Source organism: Microbacterium sp. B19(2022), assembly GCF_012030385.1.
Lineage (GTDB): Bacteria > Actinomycetota > Actinomycetes > Actinomycetales > Microbacteriaceae > Microbacterium > Microbacterium oxydans_B.
Map to the genome: position 1 here is coordinate 41,706 of NZ_JAAUVO010000016.1, position 14,448 is coordinate 56,153.

The 14,448-nt window shown below is 68.2% G+C and carries 15 protein-coding genes and 2 tRNA genes; 15 read left to right on the plus strand and 2 right to left on the minus strand.

The window, feature by feature from the left end:
• Positions 1 to 19: 19 nt before the first annotated feature.
• Positions 20 to 538, minus strand: coding sequence for a DUF2087 domain-containing protein (locus tag HCX50_RS14550; RefSeq protein WP_167634844.1), 519 nt, complete (start codon positions 536 to 538; stop codon positions 20 to 22).
• A 136-nt stretch (positions 539 to 674) separates the two neighbouring features.
• On the opposite strand from HCX50_RS14550, the gene HCX50_RS14555 reads away from it, so the two are divergent.
• The 8 genes from HCX50_RS14555 (at position 675) to HCX50_RS14590 (ending at position 6,458) form a co-directional block, all read left to right on the plus strand.
• Positions 675 to 1,574 carry a bile acid:sodium symporter family protein gene (locus HCX50_RS14555; protein WP_091035239.1) on the plus strand — a complete coding sequence of 300 codons (900 nt, stop codon included), beginning with the start codon at positions 675 to 677 and terminating at the stop codon, positions 1,572 to 1,574.
• Between the two features lie 9 nt (positions 1,575 to 1,583).
• Complete coding sequence (locus HCX50_RS14560) at positions 1,584 to 2,075, plus strand: FBP domain-containing protein (RefSeq protein WP_167634845.1); 492 nt, start codon at positions 1,584 to 1,586, stop codon at positions 2,073 to 2,075.
• Between the two features lie 45 nt (positions 2,076 to 2,120).
• Complete coding sequence (locus HCX50_RS14565; RefSeq protein ID WP_167634846.1) at positions 2,121 to 2,921, plus strand: enoyl-CoA hydratase/isomerase family protein; 801 nt, start codon at positions 2,121 to 2,123, stop codon at positions 2,919 to 2,921.
• A gap of 117 nt (positions 2,922 to 3,038) precedes the next feature.
• A complete protein-coding gene (locus HCX50_RS14570) occupies positions 3,039 to 4,040 on the plus strand; it encodes a hypothetical protein (protein WP_167634847.1) in 1,002 nt (333 codons plus the stop codon).
• Entirely contained in the window at positions 4,037 to 4,831 is a 795-nt protein-coding gene (locus tag HCX50_RS14575; RefSeq protein WP_167634848.1) for an inositol monophosphatase family protein, read from the plus strand. Before HCX50_RS14570 ends, HCX50_RS14575 begins: the two co-directional genes overlap by 4 nt.
• Positions 4,832 to 5,055: 224 nt before the next feature.
• Positions 5,056 to 6,210: a M23 family metallopeptidase gene (locus HCX50_RS14580; RefSeq protein WP_237682522.1), complete on the plus strand. Its 1,155-nt coding sequence runs from the start codon at positions 5,056 to 5,058 to the stop codon at positions 6,208 to 6,210.
• 68 nt (positions 6,211 to 6,278) lie between these two features.
• Positions 6,279 to 6,350 (plus strand) — tRNA-Thr (locus HCX50_RS14585).
• A gap of 34 nt (positions 6,351 to 6,384) precedes the next feature.
• Positions 6,385 to 6,458: transfer RNA gene (locus tag HCX50_RS14590), tRNA-Met, on the plus strand.
• A gap of 100 nt (positions 6,459 to 6,558) precedes the next feature.
• Here the strand turns inward: HCX50_RS14590 and HCX50_RS14595 are convergent.
• Positions 6,559 to 7,215 (minus strand): GntR family transcriptional regulator, encoded by a 657-nt coding sequence (locus tag HCX50_RS14595; RefSeq protein WP_167381626.1) that lies wholly within the window; start codon positions 7,213 to 7,215, stop codon positions 6,559 to 6,561.
• A gap of 119 nt (positions 7,216 to 7,334) precedes the next feature.
• Here HCX50_RS14595 and HCX50_RS14600 point away from each other — a divergent pair, with 119 nt between their 5' ends.
• Genes HCX50_RS14600 through HCX50_RS14630 form a run of 7 tightly spaced genes read left to right on the plus strand, consistent with a single transcriptional unit; the run spans position 7,335 to position 14,447 of the window.
• Complete coding sequence (locus tag HCX50_RS14600; protein ID WP_091035205.1) at positions 7,335 to 8,399, plus strand: sugar ABC transporter substrate-binding protein; 1,065 nt, start codon at positions 7,335 to 7,337, stop codon at positions 8,397 to 8,399.
• A gap of 27 nt (positions 8,400 to 8,426) precedes the next feature.
• Positions 8,427 to 9,518, plus strand: a complete 1,092-nt coding sequence (locus tag HCX50_RS14605) for a mandelate racemase/muconate lactonizing enzyme family protein (protein ID WP_167634850.1) — start codon at positions 8,427 to 8,429, stop codon at positions 9,516 to 9,518.
• On the plus strand, positions 9,518 to 10,597 hold the full coding sequence (locus HCX50_RS14610) for an ABC transporter permease (protein ID WP_167634851.1): 1,080 nt from the start codon (positions 9,518 to 9,520) through the stop codon (positions 10,595 to 10,597). The genes HCX50_RS14605 and HCX50_RS14610 overlap by 1 nt, the downstream gene beginning before the upstream one ends.
• A complete protein-coding gene (locus HCX50_RS14615; protein ID WP_167634852.1) occupies positions 10,594 to 11,598 on the plus strand; it encodes an ABC transporter permease in 1,005 nt (334 codons plus the stop codon). Before HCX50_RS14610 ends, HCX50_RS14615 begins: the two co-directional genes overlap by 4 nt.
• Positions 11,595 to 13,115 (plus strand): sugar ABC transporter ATP-binding protein, encoded by a 1,521-nt coding sequence (locus tag HCX50_RS14620; RefSeq protein ID WP_167634853.1) that lies wholly within the window; start codon positions 11,595 to 11,597, stop codon positions 13,113 to 13,115. The genes HCX50_RS14615 and HCX50_RS14620 overlap by 4 nt, the downstream gene beginning before the upstream one ends.
• Complete coding sequence (locus HCX50_RS14625; protein WP_167634854.1) at positions 13,112 to 14,095, plus strand: aldo/keto reductase; 984 nt, start codon at positions 13,112 to 13,114, stop codon at positions 14,093 to 14,095. The genes HCX50_RS14620 and HCX50_RS14625 overlap by 4 nt, the downstream gene beginning before the upstream one ends.
• Positions 14,096 to 14,111: 16 nt before the next feature.
• The gene (locus tag HCX50_RS14630) at positions 14,112 to 14,447 is read left to right on the plus strand and encodes an L-rhamnose mutarotase (protein ID WP_167634855.1); all 336 of its coding nucleotides are present in this window, start codon (positions 14,112 to 14,114) and stop codon (positions 14,445 to 14,447) included.
• The last annotated feature ends 1 nt before the right edge of the window (position 14,448 follow it).

Genomic DNA, 14,448 nt, shown 5'->3' on the forward strand with positions numbered 1-14,448 from the left:
CTCCTCAGAGCAGTAGCTGTCACTCGTCCGTCGGGACGACCGGTCCACTGACGGCCAACGCGTACTGGGTGCCGTCCGAGCGACGTTCCACGAGCTGGTAATCCACGAGGTAGCGGCGGAGCACGGCGACATCTTCGGAATACGGCAGAAGTCGCGCATTCACCTCGCGTTCGGTCAGGATCTCGTCTGCGGCGAGCACCCCTCCGGCGACCCAGGCGAGGAGCGCTCCACGTTCTTCGAGGTTGGCCGGGTACTGGCGGATGCGCTTTCCGTCGACGAACCGCTCGATCCCCTGCCGCCGCGGCACGGGCGCCGATGCGAGGATCTCTCGGAACACGTCAGGCGCGAGCGCCTGGGTCTCCGCGTCGACCAGGCCGCTCTGCACGACCGCCTCCGTCACACGTCGGCGTCGAGACGGCGAGAGGCCTTCCACGGCTGATGTGAGAGTTCCGCCCAGCATCACCTCGGCGGCGACGCGGCGGGTCTCGGGGTTCGCGAACAGGGCGATCAGCGGGCGCCACGCGTGTGAGTCTTCCATCGCACCATCCTTCTTCCTCCGGGTCGCCCCCGCTCCCGCATCGAGCGGTGGGGACCTCCTGCAGGCTACTTCGTGTGCTCGTCTCGACGCGATATATGGGTGGCACCGAGGTCCTCCATCCGCCACACTGAGTCCCATGGGATCAGCGTTGACCACCATCGGACTGCCCGTCGCTCTCGGCATCATCATGCTGGGCCTCGGTCTCAGCCTCACTCTCGCCGACTTCGCGAGGGTTCTGAAGCAGCCGAAGGCGGTGATCATCGCGCTGCTCTGTCAGCTCGTCGTGCTGCCGGCCATCTGCTTCGGACTCGTGCTGGCGTTCCAACTCCCCCCGATCCTGGCCGTCGGCATGATGATGCTGGCCGCATCCCCGGGCGGGACCACCGCCAACCTCTACAGCCATCTGTTCCGCGGAGACATCGCGCTGAACATCTCGCTCACGGCGGTGAACTCGGTCATCGCGGTGATCACGCTGCCGATCATCACCAACTTCGCCATCGCCTACTTCGAGCCATTCGACGACCGGCTCGGCCTGCAGTGGTCGAAGGCCCTCGAGGTGTTCGCGATCGTGCTCCTGCCGGTGGCGCTGGGCATGATCGTGCGGCGCTACTGGCCGAAGTTCGCCACCGGCATGGACAAGCCGGTGCGCATCGCCTCGGTGATCATCTTGATCGTCGTGATCGCGGGCGCGGTCGCCTCGAACTGGACGCTGCTGGTGGCCAACTTCACGCAGCTCGCCCTCATCACCGTGCTGTTCTGCCTGATCAGCCTCACGATCGGGTTCCTGATCCCGCGGATGCTGCGGGTGGGGAAGCGGCAGGCGATCGCCACGTCGTTCGAGATCGGCATCCACAACGCGACGCTCGCGATCGTCATCGCGCAGTCCGTGCTCGGCTCCGTGGAGCTGAGCCTGCCCGCCGCCGTCTACGGGGTGCTGATGTTCTTCATCGCGTTCGGCTTCGGCTTCCTCATCCGGGATCGGTCGGGTGAGGGCGCTGAGGGCGTCGCGGCGCCCTCGGGTGCCACCCGTTCATAGACTGGAGCGATGCGACCGCTCACAGAGGCCGACGTCAGGTCATCGTTCGTCAACGCGGATGCCGATGAGCTGCGGACCATCGAGATGCCGCACGACTTCCTGCTCGTCGACTGGGACTACCTCGACTTCTTCGCCTGGCAGGATCCGAGCGCCACTCGCCGCGGCTATGTGCTGATCCCGCACGAGGACGGCGTCATCGGCATCGTGCTCCGCGCCACCGAGCCGGGACGCGGACGCTCCGGTCTGTGCAACATCTGCCACACCATGCAGCCCGGCAACCAGATCGCGCTCCTCTCCGCTCGGCGCGCGGGCGAGGCGGGGCACCGAGGGGACTCGTTCGGCACGTACATGTGTGCCGACCTGTCCTGCCACGAGAACGTGCGCCTCGCGCATCCGCTCGCGCCCAACGAGATCAGGACGCCAGGACAGGTCGACTTCCGCCTCGACGGCACGCGGCGCCGGATGGAGCGCTTCGTCTCGCAGGTCTGGGAGCAGAACTGATCGCGGCTACGCTGGACCACACGTCCTGCGCTCGAAGGAGAAGCCATGAGTGATGCCATCCTGTTCGCCGTCGAAGAGGGAATGGCCCGGCTCACGCTGAACCGTCCTGCCCGGCTCAACGCGTTCAACGCCGACCTCGCCCACGCGTGGAAGGATGCGACCGCCGAGGCTACATCGCGGCCCGACGTGAAGGCGATCCTGATCGATGCGGCAGGTCCGGCGTTCTGCGCCGGCGGCGACGTCATCGACATGGCCACGACGATGGGCGCATCCGGGGCCGAGATCACCGCGCTCGCCGAGGTGATCAACGCCGGTATCCGGTCGCTCACCGAGTCTGCGGTGCCCGTCGTCGCCGCCGCACACGGCACTACGGCCGGCGGAGGCCTCGGCATCCTGCTCGCCAGTGACTACGCCGTCGTCGGGTCGCGTTCCAAGCTCGGAAGCCTGTACGCGAACATCGGCCTGACTCCCGACCTCTCGGTCTCGGCGCAGCTCGCCAGGGCGGTCGGCCAGCGCCGCGCGTTGCAGCTCGTGCTCCAAGACCGGTTGCTGTCGGCAGCGGAGGCCGTGGAGTGGGGGCTCGTCGCCGAGTCCGTGGAAGGCGCGGACGGTGCTGCTGAGGCGGATGCCGTGCGGACCCGCGGCGAGGAGATCGCACGCTTCTGGCTCGCCGGAGCAGCCGACGCGTACGGGCAGGCGAAGCGCCTCGTGCGCTCGCAGCCCGAGCGCTCGTTCGTCGAGCAGCTCACGGAAGAGGCGCGCTCGATCGGCGCAGCCCTGGAGACTCCGGATGCGCAGGCGAGGGTAGCGGCCTTCGCCGCCGCGTCCGCAAGGAAGCCGGGCTGACTCCTCCTCCCCGCGCCGGCGTGGAGTGAAGACTTCTCCTCAGCGCGGCGCTCGACCGTCGCCTGCGGCGATGCGCGTGGCAGGATGAAGGCATCGCCGCTCGACGAGAGGATCACCATGTCCCAGCCGGACATCACCACGCAGCCGCAGGGTGAGAAGAAGAATATGTCGCTGCTGATCAGAGGGTCGCTCTGGATCGCCATCGGCGCGCTGATCGCCGCGGCGCTCGTGTGCGTCATCTGGGTGCTCGTGGGGGATCAGGACGGACTGATCGGAAGAGCCTTCCTCACGATCCTGCTCCTGGCGGCCTTCGCGGGGATCGCGATCCTCGAGGCGGGCCTCGCTCCGAATCGTCCCGACTGGCTGCAACTGGCCAGCATGGTGAGCTGGATCGTCGCGCTGCTCGTCGGCGCCGTCAAGATCTGGCTTCCTGAGGACGGCATGTTCTTCGGCGCCGAGCGCTTCTTCCAGCTGCTGCTCGTCATCGGCATCCTGCAGCTCGCCCTTCTGCATGTGCGTCTGTTCACTCCGGCCGCGCAGCGGCACATCACGACCTTCACCCGTGTGATCTACATCGTCACGATCACGTTCCTGGTCGGACTCGTCGGCATGCTCGTGTTCTTCCTCGCCTTCCCGAACACCTTCCACTACGGCGAGCTCTACTGGCGGATCGTCGTCGCGCTCACGATCCTCGTCGCCGTCGGAACCACGCTCATCCCGCTGCTCAACGCGCTGTTCGCGCCGAAGAAGAAGGCGTCGCCTGCTCGTGGCGTCGCGCCGGCGCCGTCGTGGCCGACCTACGCCGACGGCGTCACCCCGCTGCCGGCGCTGCCCGACTCGTCGCCGGACTGGAACGCCTACTACACCGGGTACCCGACTCCCGCACAGCCGCAGCTTGCCGCGCCCACGACGAGCTTCCCGGTGGCGCCCCAGCCTGCACCTCCGCAGCCCACGCTGCCGCAGTCAGCGCCGCCACAGTTCGCACCGCCTACCGCTCCCGGCGGCCACCTCGTTCCTCCCGCGCCCGCCGCTGCCGGAGGCCAGCCGTCGGCCCCACAGCAGGGCGAACCGCCGGTGTTCCCGCCGCCGCCGCCCGCGCCCCAGCAGCCTGCGCAGTGACGACCGAACTCGAGCTCGGCGAACTCGCGACCGAGATCGCCCGGGAAGCAGGAGCGCTCGCCCGTGCGCGTCGGCGTGACGGGGTGCGTCTCGCCGCCACCAAGACGACCCTCGCCGACATCGTGACGGACGCCGACCGCGAGGTCGAGGCGCTCATCCGAGAGCGCCTGCGCGCCGCCCGTCCCGAAGACGGCTTCCTCGGCGAAGAGTCGGGGGCCGAGCCGGGCGCGAGCGGGATCACGTGGGTCGTCGATCCGATCGACGGCACGGTGAACTATGCCTACGGCATCCCTGCGTACAACGTGAGCATCGCCGCGGTGCAGGGCGAGCCCGACCCCGAGACCTGGGTGGCACTCGCCGCCGCCGTCAACGCGCCTGCGCTCGGAGAGGTATTCACCGCGGTGCGTGGCCACGGAGCATGGTTGGAGGGGAGCCGGCTCGCGGTGACCGAGGAGACTCCGGCGGGAGCGCTGCTCGGCACCGGGTTCGGCTACGACCCCGCGACCCACGACGGCGATCTCGCCACGGTGGCGCGCGTCATGCCGATGGCGCGTGATCTCCGACGCATGGGTGCCGCGGCGCTCGACCTCGCCTACGTCGCGGCCGGGCGCCTCGACGGGTACTTCGAGCGCGGGCTCCGCCCCTGGGACCACGCCGCCGGGGCACTTCTGATCACGGAGGCGGGGGGCCGCGTCTCCAGGATCGACATCGAGTCGACGCGGCCGATGCTGGTCGCCGGAGGCCGCGATGTGCACGCCCGACTACTCGAGATCCTCGACCCGAAACACTGACCGATTCATGGCATTCCCAGGCTGATCAGGGTAGGGTTTACCCGATCGTTACTTTCGCCACCCGAAGGTGAAAGTCTGAGTTTGCGCCCGAAGCTTGACGCACAACCGAGAGAAACGCTTTGCCCTTCGAGAATTCCCAGGCTGCCTCTGCGCCCACGCGCCGGTCCAGCCGACTCCGCACCGAGGCCCCCGAAGCCTCCGCGGCGGGAACGACGGCACCCAGTTTGGCCGCAGAAGCCGCGGCCGTCGCGCTCGCGGCCGTCGCGCCGCTTTCCCGTCGTACCGCTCGCCAGCGACAGGCCTCCGATGACGCCGTCGTCGAATCACCCGTCGAGCCTTTCATCGCCGCGACGCCTGAGCCGATCATCGCCGATGTTCCCGCCACCCCGGTCGTCGTCGACGCGGGGGAGCAGATCATCGAGATCGCGACCGCCGATGAGATCGACGCCGCACCGGCCGACTCGACGCCGGAGCCGGCGAGTGAGTTGCCGCTCGAAGACGATGTCGATGCCTTCGAGCGTGCATCCCGAGCTTTCCGCACGGGTTCGATCCCGACGGTCGGCTCCTCGTCCGCGCACACGCCGTCCACTGCGGACTCCACGCAGCCCGAGGCGCCCGTCCACGTCGCTGCACGCCGCCCGCGCAACTTCCGCAAGCTCGTGGCTGTCGGCGCCAGCGTCGGAGTGATGAGCCTCGCAGGGCTCCTCGCCGTCTCCATGACTCTTCCTGCCGAGGCTGTCGCCGCGGTTCAGGGAACCTCGGTCGCGGCCACCTCGCTGGTCTCGGCTGCTGCCGCCGACGCGAAGGGAGCGGCCGATGACGAGATCCAGGCCTTCGTCGCACCCTCGGGTGTCGAGAACGAGCCGCTCGCGCGGTCCGATGACTTCAGCACCGTCTCGCTGGTCCAGGTGGCCGCCGAACAGGGAATCAACTACTCGGGCGAGATCTTCACGAACGACCCCGATGCGGCCATCCAGTGGCCCTTCCTGGTCGGCGTCGGCATGAGCTACGGGTACGGCATGCGCAGCGGCCGTCTGCACGAGGGCATCGACTTCGTTCCCGGAGACGGCGCCCCGATTCAGGCGATCGCCGACGGCACGGTCCGGATCGCGACCGAGCAGGGCGGCGCCTACGGCGTGACCGTCTACATCGACCATGTCATCGACGGTTCCGTCATCACGAGCCACTACTCGCACATGCAGTACGGTTCGCTGCAGGTCAAGGCCGGCGAGACGGTGAAGGTCGGCACGGTCGTCGGCAAGACTGGAAACACGGGCCGTTCCTACGGCGCGCACATGCACTTCGAGCTCATCGTCAACGGGTCGACCATCGATCCGATGCCGTGGCTCAAGGAGAACGCCGGGCGGACGTCTTACTGACGGCCCGGATTTCATGAGGACGCCACAGTGATGGTATTCTCGTACGGTTGCCCCGCGAGGGGCAGCACGCCCCGATAGCTCAGTGGCAGAGCACTTCCATGGTAAGGAAGGGGTCGTCAGTTCAATCCTGACTCGGGGCTCGCAGCATTCTTCTCACGCGGACGGATGCCTCGCGGCAGGGTAGCTCAGCTGGTTAGAGCGCACGACTCATAATCGTGAGGTCGCGGGTTCAAGCCCCGCTCCTGCTACAGACTTAAACCCCCGGTCATCCGGGGGTTTTGTCGTTTCTGGCGACGATCGCATCAGCCGAGGATAAAGTGTCCCTCGCCCCGCCGCCGCAGTTCGGCGTCAGTCGACGACGCGCATCAGTCGATCGCGGGAACGCTCGATGTGCGTGCGCATCGACTCCGCGGCCGCGACCGGATCGCCATCGGTGATGGCGCGGACGATGGCCGCGTGCTCGTCGACCGTGTCGGACACGTATGCGCCCGTGTAAGCGAGTCGGAACGTGTGCAGGTGGCAGTGCGTGCGCGCATACGCCTGACGGACCGTCTCGTTCCGCGCCGAACGGAACACGAGATCGTGCAGCCGCACGTCATGACGGGAGAGCAGGCGGTAGGCGTCCGCTTCGCCGACCGCGGTCCGCCCCGCCTCGACCTCGTGGGCGAGTTCCTTCAGATCCGTGGCCGAGCGGCGTTCGGCGGCGCTCGCCGCACTGCCCGGCTCCAGCAGCAGTCGCAGTTCGAAGAGTTCGGTCAGCCGCGTCCGGTCGAGCAGATCGGTCGTACGGTACCCGCGCAGGGGGAGCTTCTCGACGAGCCCGTCCGACTCGAGTCGGGCGAGCGCCTCTCGCACGGGGGTCGGCGACACCTCGAACTGCCGGGCGAGCTCGCCCGCGTTGATACGTGCGTCGGGCGGGAAAGTGCCGTCGAGGATCGACTGCTGGAGCGCGCCGTAGACCTCGTCACCGAGCATCGTGCGTGCGCCGGGGGTGAAGGAGGGCAATTGACCGAGCGTAGACATCCGACCTTTCCCTTGACATAGCGGCGGAGTGCAGCCATCATATCCTTTGAAAGATCAAATACGATATTTCAAAAGGAACCCTTTTCCTGGAGGCATCAAAGATGCGCATCACACAGCACGTGCGGCTCGGCGCCGTCATCGCGGCAGCCGCCGCCCTCACCCTCGCGCTCGGCGCGTGCACCCCGCAGAACGCCGATCCGGACGCCGGCGGAGAAGGGGCCGGCGGAGATCTGTCCGACGTGCGCGTCGCCCTCGTTCCCGGCGGCGCCCACCCGTACTTCCAGCCCTGGATCGAGGCAGGCGAGAAGGCGGCCAAGGACTTCGGCCTCGGCGAGGTCACGTTCAACGAGACCGCCGAATGGGACCAGACCAAGCAGAACGACGTGATCAACTCGCTCGTGGCCAACGGCTATAACGCGTTCGGCATCTTCGGCGTCTCGCCGACCGACATCAACTCCACCTTCAAGAAGCTGACTGACGCGGGCGTCGCGGTCGGATCCATCGCCTCCTGTCCGGCCGGCGACGAGAACCTCGCCGCCTTCTGCCTCTCGACCGACACCGAGGAGGCCGCGTATCAGGCTGCCGCTGCGGCGATCGAGGCGATCGGCGGCAAGGGCACGATCGTGCACATGACCGGCAACAACGTCGACTCCAACACGCAGCGCCGTATCGAGGGCGTCCAGCGCGCGATCGACGAGACCGACGGCGCCGTCACCCTACTCCAGACGATCACCGACGTCGACACCGACCTCGCCACGGCCCAGAAGGCGGCATCCGATCTCCTCGCGGCGAGCGGCTCCGAGATCAACGCGATCGTCACCACGGCCTACAACCCCGCCGTCGCGAGCGCCGAGGCGATCGCGGAATCCGGCCTCGAGATCCAGCTCGTCGCGATCGACGACGACGCCACCATCCTCGACGGCATCCGCGACGGCTCCGTCTACGGAACGGTCGCGCAGAACCCCGCCGGCCAGGCCTATGTGGGCAGCTGGGTGCTGGCTCAGCTCGCGAGCGGTACTTGTGAGATGGCCGACCCCGGAGTGATCGTCGACTCCGGCTCGTTCGTCGTCACGAAGGACAACGTCGACACGTACGACGACGAGCGCGTCGCGTTCGCCGAGAAGGTGAAGAAGCAGTTCGACGACGAGCTGCTCACCTGCAAGTGATCTGACCCACACCAGGAGATGTACCCGATGGCCAGTACGATCACCGATGCTCGCGCGTTCCTCGTGGACGTCGCCGTCGAGACCGAACGCACGGATGCCGTGCAGAGCTTCGTGTCTCAGGAGACGATCTTCGTCGAACTCACCACGAGCGATGGCCTGCACGGCCTCGGGTACTCCTACACGATCGGAACGGGAGGTCGCGCAGTGCTGTCGATGTTGCGCGACCACCTGCTCCCGATCCTCGTCGGTCAGGAAGCCGACCGCATCGAGGCGGTCTGGTACCGCCTGTTCGCCTCGACCCGCGCGACGACGACCGGGGCCATCACCTCGCTCGCACTGGCTGCCGTCGACACGGCGTTGTGGGACGTCGCCTCGCGTCGTGCCGCGCTCCCGCTCTGGCGGCTCGCGGGCGGGTTCCGCCGCGACATCCCCCTCTACGACACCGAGGGCGGGTGGCTGCACCTCGACACCGACGAGCTGGTGGCCGGAGCGCTCGCCTCGAAGGACGCCGGGCTCAAAGGCGTGAAGGTGAAGATCGGCAAGCCGAGCGGACAGGAGGACCGCGAGCGTCTGACCGCCGTTCGTGAGGCGGTCGGCGCGCACTTCGACATCATGGTCGACGCCAACCAGTCCCTGACCGGCGCGGAGGCCATCCGTCGTGCCCGACTGTTCGACGGACTCGACCTCGGCTGGATCGAAGAGCCCCTGCCCGCCGATGACATCGAGGGGCATGTCCGCCTCGCGGCATCCACAGCGACGCCCATCGCGGTGGGGGAGTCGATGTACTCGATCGCGCAGTTCCGGGAGTATCTCGACCGCGGCGCCGCCGGCATCGTCCAGGTGGACGTCGCCCGCATCGGCGGCATCACCCCCTGGCTCAAGGTCGCGCACCTCGCGGAGTCGTTCAACGTGCACGTGTGCCCGCACTTCCTCATGGAACTGCACGTGAGCCTGGTCGCCGCCGTCCCGAACGGACGCTACGTCGAGCACATCCCGCAGCTGCGCGCGATCACCCGGACCGGCATGACCATCGAAGACGGCCGCGCCCTCGCCCCGGAGACGCTCGGTCTCGGGATCGATTGGGATCGCGACGCCATGGACGACCGGATCGTGCTCTGATGTCGCGTCTGGGCGCTGCCGCACGCGCCGAGCTCCGCTCACCACGCGCACTCCTCGTCGTCCTGATCATCGTCCTGATCACGACCCTGGCGATCCTCAAGCCGGCGTTCCTCAACGGCCCCTTCGTGATCGCGCCGCTGCTCACGACGATCGCGATCTTCACGGTCGTCGGGCTCGCACAGATGGTCGTGCTCTCGATCGGTCACATGAACCTCGCAGTGGGACAGCTCGCGGGGATCGGAGCGCTCGTCACCGGTGCCGCGTTCGAGAACTTCGGCCTGCCACTCCTCGCCGGGCTCGCTCTCGGGGTGCTCGCCAGTACGGCGCTCGGCGCGCTCGCCGGATGGATCATCGCCAAGACCGGAGTGAACTCCTTCATCGTGACTCTCGCGATGAGCTTCACGCTGCTGGGGCTGATCCCCACGCTGTACAAGTCGTGGAGCACCGGCCAGGCCTTCACGGTCTCGCCCGCCGGGTTCGAGACCATCGGGCGTGGCACCTTCGCCGACGTCTGCATGTTCGGCTACTGCGGGTCGAACGCCGTGCCGCTGATGGTCCTGCCCGCACTCGGCTGCATGGCCGTGATCTGGTACTTCTACACCTGCACCCGCAGCGGACGCGAAGTCCTGATGACCGGCAGCAGCGTGAAGGCCGCAGAGCTCTCGGGCATCCCGACCGCGAGCCGGACCATCCTCGCGCATGCCCTCTCCGGACTGCTCGCGGCGATCGCCGGGTTCCTGCTCGCCGCGAGCACGGGGTCGTTCACCCCGGCCATCGGCAGCGAGTTCATGCTCTCCTCGTTCCTCGGCCCGATTCTCGGCGGCACTCTGCTCGCCGGCGGACTGGTCTCGATCGTGGGCACCGCGCTCGGCATCACGCTGACCTCTGTGATCCGCAAGGGGCTCGAGCTGTTCGGGGTCGGGCTCGAGACGCTCAACGTCCTGCTCGGCGTCATCCTCCTGGCGGCACTCGCCACGGACCGGCTGCGGCTGCTCTTCGCGCGACGCCGCCCCGCCAAAGCGACGGAGTCCGCCGCGACCCTCGCCGTCGAACTCGAAGAGGCGGAGGCCCACCGATGAAACGCATCATCAGCGCGAACAACCTCCTGCTGGTCGGGATCGTCGTGGTCGGCGCCGCCGTGCTGGGCATGGCGACATCGGGACAGTTCTTCGGTCCGGTGTCGATGACGAGCTTCTTCCGCTTCGTCAGCGTGCCGATCCTGATCGGACTCGCCCAGATGATCACGCTCTGCGTCGGGCAGCTCAACCTCGCGGTCGGTGCCATCGGCGGTGTCGCGGCGTGCTTCACCGGCGTGATCGTCACCTCCTGGGGCGTCCCGCCGTGGATCGGCGCCCTCGTCGCGGTGCTCACCGGCGCCGTCCTCGGCCTCGTCAACGGTCTGCTCGTCGTCGGCACTCGGATCAACGGCTTCATCGTGACTCTCGCGATGTCGCAGATCCTGATCGGTGTGCAGTACGCCCTCGTCGGCACCCGCACGATCGAGCGCAAGGCGTGGCCCGAGCTCGCCGCCTTCGGGCGGTCGGAGATCCTGGGCATCCCGACGATCTTCCTGATGACGCTCGTGGTCGCCGCGATCGTCGCCCTGTACTTCGCGCAGACGGTGTCGGGACGAAAACTCCTCGCGAGCGGAGGCAACGCCTCGGCCGCGCAGCTCGCCGGAATCTCGACCGACCGCGCTCTCATCGTGGCCCACACGCTCTCCGGACTGCTGTGCGGCGTCGCCGCGATGGTGAGCATCTCGTTCCTCCCCGGCGTCAACACGACCGTCGGCGGCGACTGGCTGCTGCCGAGCTTCGCCGCACCGATCATCGGCGGCGTCGCTCTCGCCGGAGGCACCGTGGCCGTCCTCGGCACTGTGCTCGCGGCCATGGTCGTGCGGCTCGTGGATGCTGCCAGCCCGATCTTCCGATTCGACGCCGAGGTCGTCAACTTCGTCGTCGGTGCGGTCGTGCTCGGTACCGTGGCACTCGGCAAGCTGCGCGAGGTGCAGGCATCACGACATGCCAGCAGGATCAGATCGTTGCGCGCGGAAGCCGCACTGGCGGAGGTGAAGCGATGAGCGTCGCACTGGAAGTCCGGAACCTGCGCAAGACGTTTCCCGGGGTGACCGCGCTCGCCGACGCGAACCTGACCCTCGAGGCGGGCTCGGTGCACGCGCTCATGGGAGAGAACGGCGCGGGCAAGTCGACGCTCATCAAGATCGTCACCGGTGTGCAGGGCGCCGACTCCGGGAGCCTGATCCTGGGCGGGCAGGAGGTGTCGTTCGCGAACCCGCTGGAGGCGATGGCCGCCGGAATCGGGGTCGTGCATCAGGAGCGCAACGTCGTCCGCGAGTTCACCGTGGGGGAGAACATCGCCCTCTCGGCGTTGCCCCGCCGCGCGGGCACGGTCGACTGGCGGCAGGTGTGGCGGGAGTCCAAGCGCTGCCTGGACATGCTCGACCTCGACATCGATCCCCGCACGCCCATGCGCGAGCTCTCGGCCGCGCAGATCCAGCTCGTGGAGATCGCCCGCGGCCTGTACCGGAGCGCCAAGGTGCTCCTGCTCGACGAGCCGACCGCCTCCCTCAGCAACGACGAGGCCGACCGCTTGTACAAGGTCGTGCGCCAGCTCAGCGCCGAGGGCACCGCCATCGTACTGGTCAGCCACAAGCTCGACGAGGTTTTCGCCCACTGCGATGCGATCACCGTGCTCCGCGACGGCAGCACCGTCATGCCGTCGCAGCCGATCGCGGACACGACCCGTGACGAGGTCGTCGCGCGGATGGTCGGCCGAACCCTCGCCGACCTCGAGGTCGAGGAGCGCGAGGTCGACCGCACCGTCACGCCCGCGCTCGAGCTCGCAGACGTCAGCACCGCCGCCGGACATCGCCGCATCTCGCTCGCGGTGCATCCCGGAGAGGTGCTCGGGATGTACGGGCTCGTCGGCGCCGGTCGCACCGAGCTCGCGCGAGCGATCCTCGGACTCGACCGGGTCGTCGGGGGAGAGGTGAAGGTCGACGGCAGGCCGGTGCGGATCCGCTCCGTGCGCGATGCCCTGCGCCGCTTCCGCATCGGCTACGTCACCGAGAACCGCAAGGAGGAGGGCGTCTTCCTCCTGCAGTCGATCACACGCAACGTCGCTGTCACCATCTGGTCGGAGATCTCGAAGGTGCTCGGGTTCGTCCCCGGGCGCACGGAGCGCGACACGGTGCAGACCCACGTCGACGCCCTCGACATCAGGATCAGCTCCCAGGATCAGCTCGCCGGACAGCTCTCGGGGGGAAACCAGCAGAAGGTCTCCCTGGCCAAGTGGCTCGCCGCCCGGACCCGGGTGCTCATCATCGACGAGCCGACCGTCGGGATCGACGTCCGCACCAAGCGGGCGTTCTATGAGCTCATCTGGCAGCTCGCCGACGACGGCATGGCGATCCTCCTCATCTCGAGCGACCTCGCCGAGATGGTGACGCTCGCCGACCGCATCGTCGTCATGGACCAGTTCATCGTGCGCGGCGTCGTCGAGAACACGCACGATTACCAGCCGATGAGTGCGGCCGTGATGGCGCACATCCACGGATCCGCGGTGGAGGCTTCATGATCCCCGTTCGCATGCATAGCGGGCTCGACATCAGCATCCTCGGCATGGGATGCGCCCAGCTCGGCAATCTCGGCAGTGTGTTGACCGATGAGGAGGCGGAAGCCTCGGTACGCGCGGCCTGGGACGCTGGCATCCGCTACTTCGACACGGCGCCCCACTACGGTCTCGGCCTCTCGGAACGCCGACTCGGTCGCGCCCTCGCGGCCTATCCGCGTGACGAGTACGTGCTCTCCACGAAGGTCGGGCGCCTCCTCGTCCCGAGCCCGGCGACCGCCCATCTCCGCGACCTGGACAACCTCTTCGACGTGCCGTCCGATGTGCGGCGCGTGTACGACCTCAGCCGCGACGGGATCCTGCGTTCGGTCGAGGCGAGCCTGGACCGGCTCGGACTCGACCGGGTCGACGTCGTGTACATGCACGACCCGGACGCCCACTTCGAAGCCGCCAGGACCACCGGTGCGCAGACGCTGTCAGGACTGCGTGACGAGGGCGTGATCGGGGCATACGGCGCCGGAATGAACCAGGCGGGAATGCTCGCCGACCTGATCGAGCAGACCGACACGGACATCGTGATGTGCGCAGGCCGGCTCACGCTGCTCGAGCAGGGCGCGAGCGTGCGGATGCTGCGGCTCGCGCGCGAGCGCGGCGTCGCCGTGGTGGCGGCCGCCGTCTACAACTCCGGCCTGCTGGCGCGCGACTCCGTTCCCGATCGGGTGAGTTACGACTACGCCGACGCCCCGCAGGACATCGTGGAGCGGGCGCGGGACATCGAGCGGATCTGTCGCGCGCACGGCACGACGCTGCCCTCGGCCGCCGTGCAGTATCCGCTGCGGATGCCGCAGGTGGTCTCGGCCGTCGTGGGGATGCGCGGGGTACACCAGGTGACGGAGGCCGTCACCCGCGCGACGGCGAGCATTCCGGAGTCGCTGTGGACCGCGTTGGAGCAAGCCGGGCATATCCTGTCACCGGAATCGATCTGAGCGCGGAGGGGACCACATGCGCATCGCACTGCATTCGATCATCGCCGAGGGTGCGGTCGACGACTACCGATCCCACCACGCTCGTGTTCCCGACGCGCTGCGCGACCTCTTCGGCGTCGCGGGCATCCACGACTGGACGATCTGGCGCTCCGGTCGCCACTTGTTCCACCTCGTCGAATGCGACGACTTCGAGGCCGCGATGCGGGTCGTCGAGGCCTCGCCGGTGAACGACGCCTGGCAGGCCGACATCGGACGCTTCGTCGAGGGCTTCCGAGGCGCCGACGGCGAAGACTCGGTCGCGCCGATCGAGCAGGTGTGGGCGCTGTCGGTGCAGCGCGGCACCGGCGCGTGAC

Coding starts and splice junctions, on each gene's coding strand:
- HCX50_RS14550 (WP_167634844.1), bottom strand. CDS start 538: ATGGAAGACTCACACGCGTGGCGCCCGCTGATCGCCCTGTTCGCGAAC.
- HCX50_RS14555 (WP_091035239.1), top strand. CDS start 675: ATGGGATCAGCGTTGACCACCATCGGACTGCCCGTCGCTCTCGGCATC.
- HCX50_RS14560 (WP_167634845.1), top strand. CDS start 1,584: ATGCGACCGCTCACAGAGGCCGACGTCAGGTCATCGTTCGTCAACGCG.
- HCX50_RS14565 (WP_167634846.1), top strand. CDS start 2,121: ATGAGTGATGCCATCCTGTTCGCCGTCGAAGAGGGAATGGCCCGGCTC.
- HCX50_RS14570 (WP_167634847.1), top strand. CDS start 3,039: ATGTCCCAGCCGGACATCACCACGCAGCCGCAGGGTGAGAAGAAGAAT.
- HCX50_RS14600 (WP_091035205.1), top strand. CDS start 7,335: ATGCGCATCACACAGCACGTGCGGCTCGGCGCCGTCATCGCGGCAGCC.
- HCX50_RS14605 (WP_167634850.1), top strand. CDS start 8,427: ATGGCCAGTACGATCACCGATGCTCGCGCGTTCCTCGTGGACGTCGCC.
- HCX50_RS14610 (WP_167634851.1), top strand. CDS start 9,518: ATGTCGCGTCTGGGCGCTGCCGCACGCGCCGAGCTCCGCTCACCACGC.
- HCX50_RS14615 (WP_167634852.1), top strand. CDS start 10,594: ATGAAACGCATCATCAGCGCGAACAACCTCCTGCTGGTCGGGATCGTC.
- HCX50_RS14620 (WP_167634853.1), top strand. CDS start 11,595: ATGAGCGTCGCACTGGAAGTCCGGAACCTGCGCAAGACGTTTCCCGGG.
- HCX50_RS14625 (WP_167634854.1), top strand. CDS start 13,112: ATGATCCCCGTTCGCATGCATAGCGGGCTCGACATCAGCATCCTCGGC.
- HCX50_RS14630 (WP_167634855.1), top strand. CDS start 14,112: ATGCGCATCGCACTGCATTCGATCATCGCCGAGGGTGCGGTCGACGAC.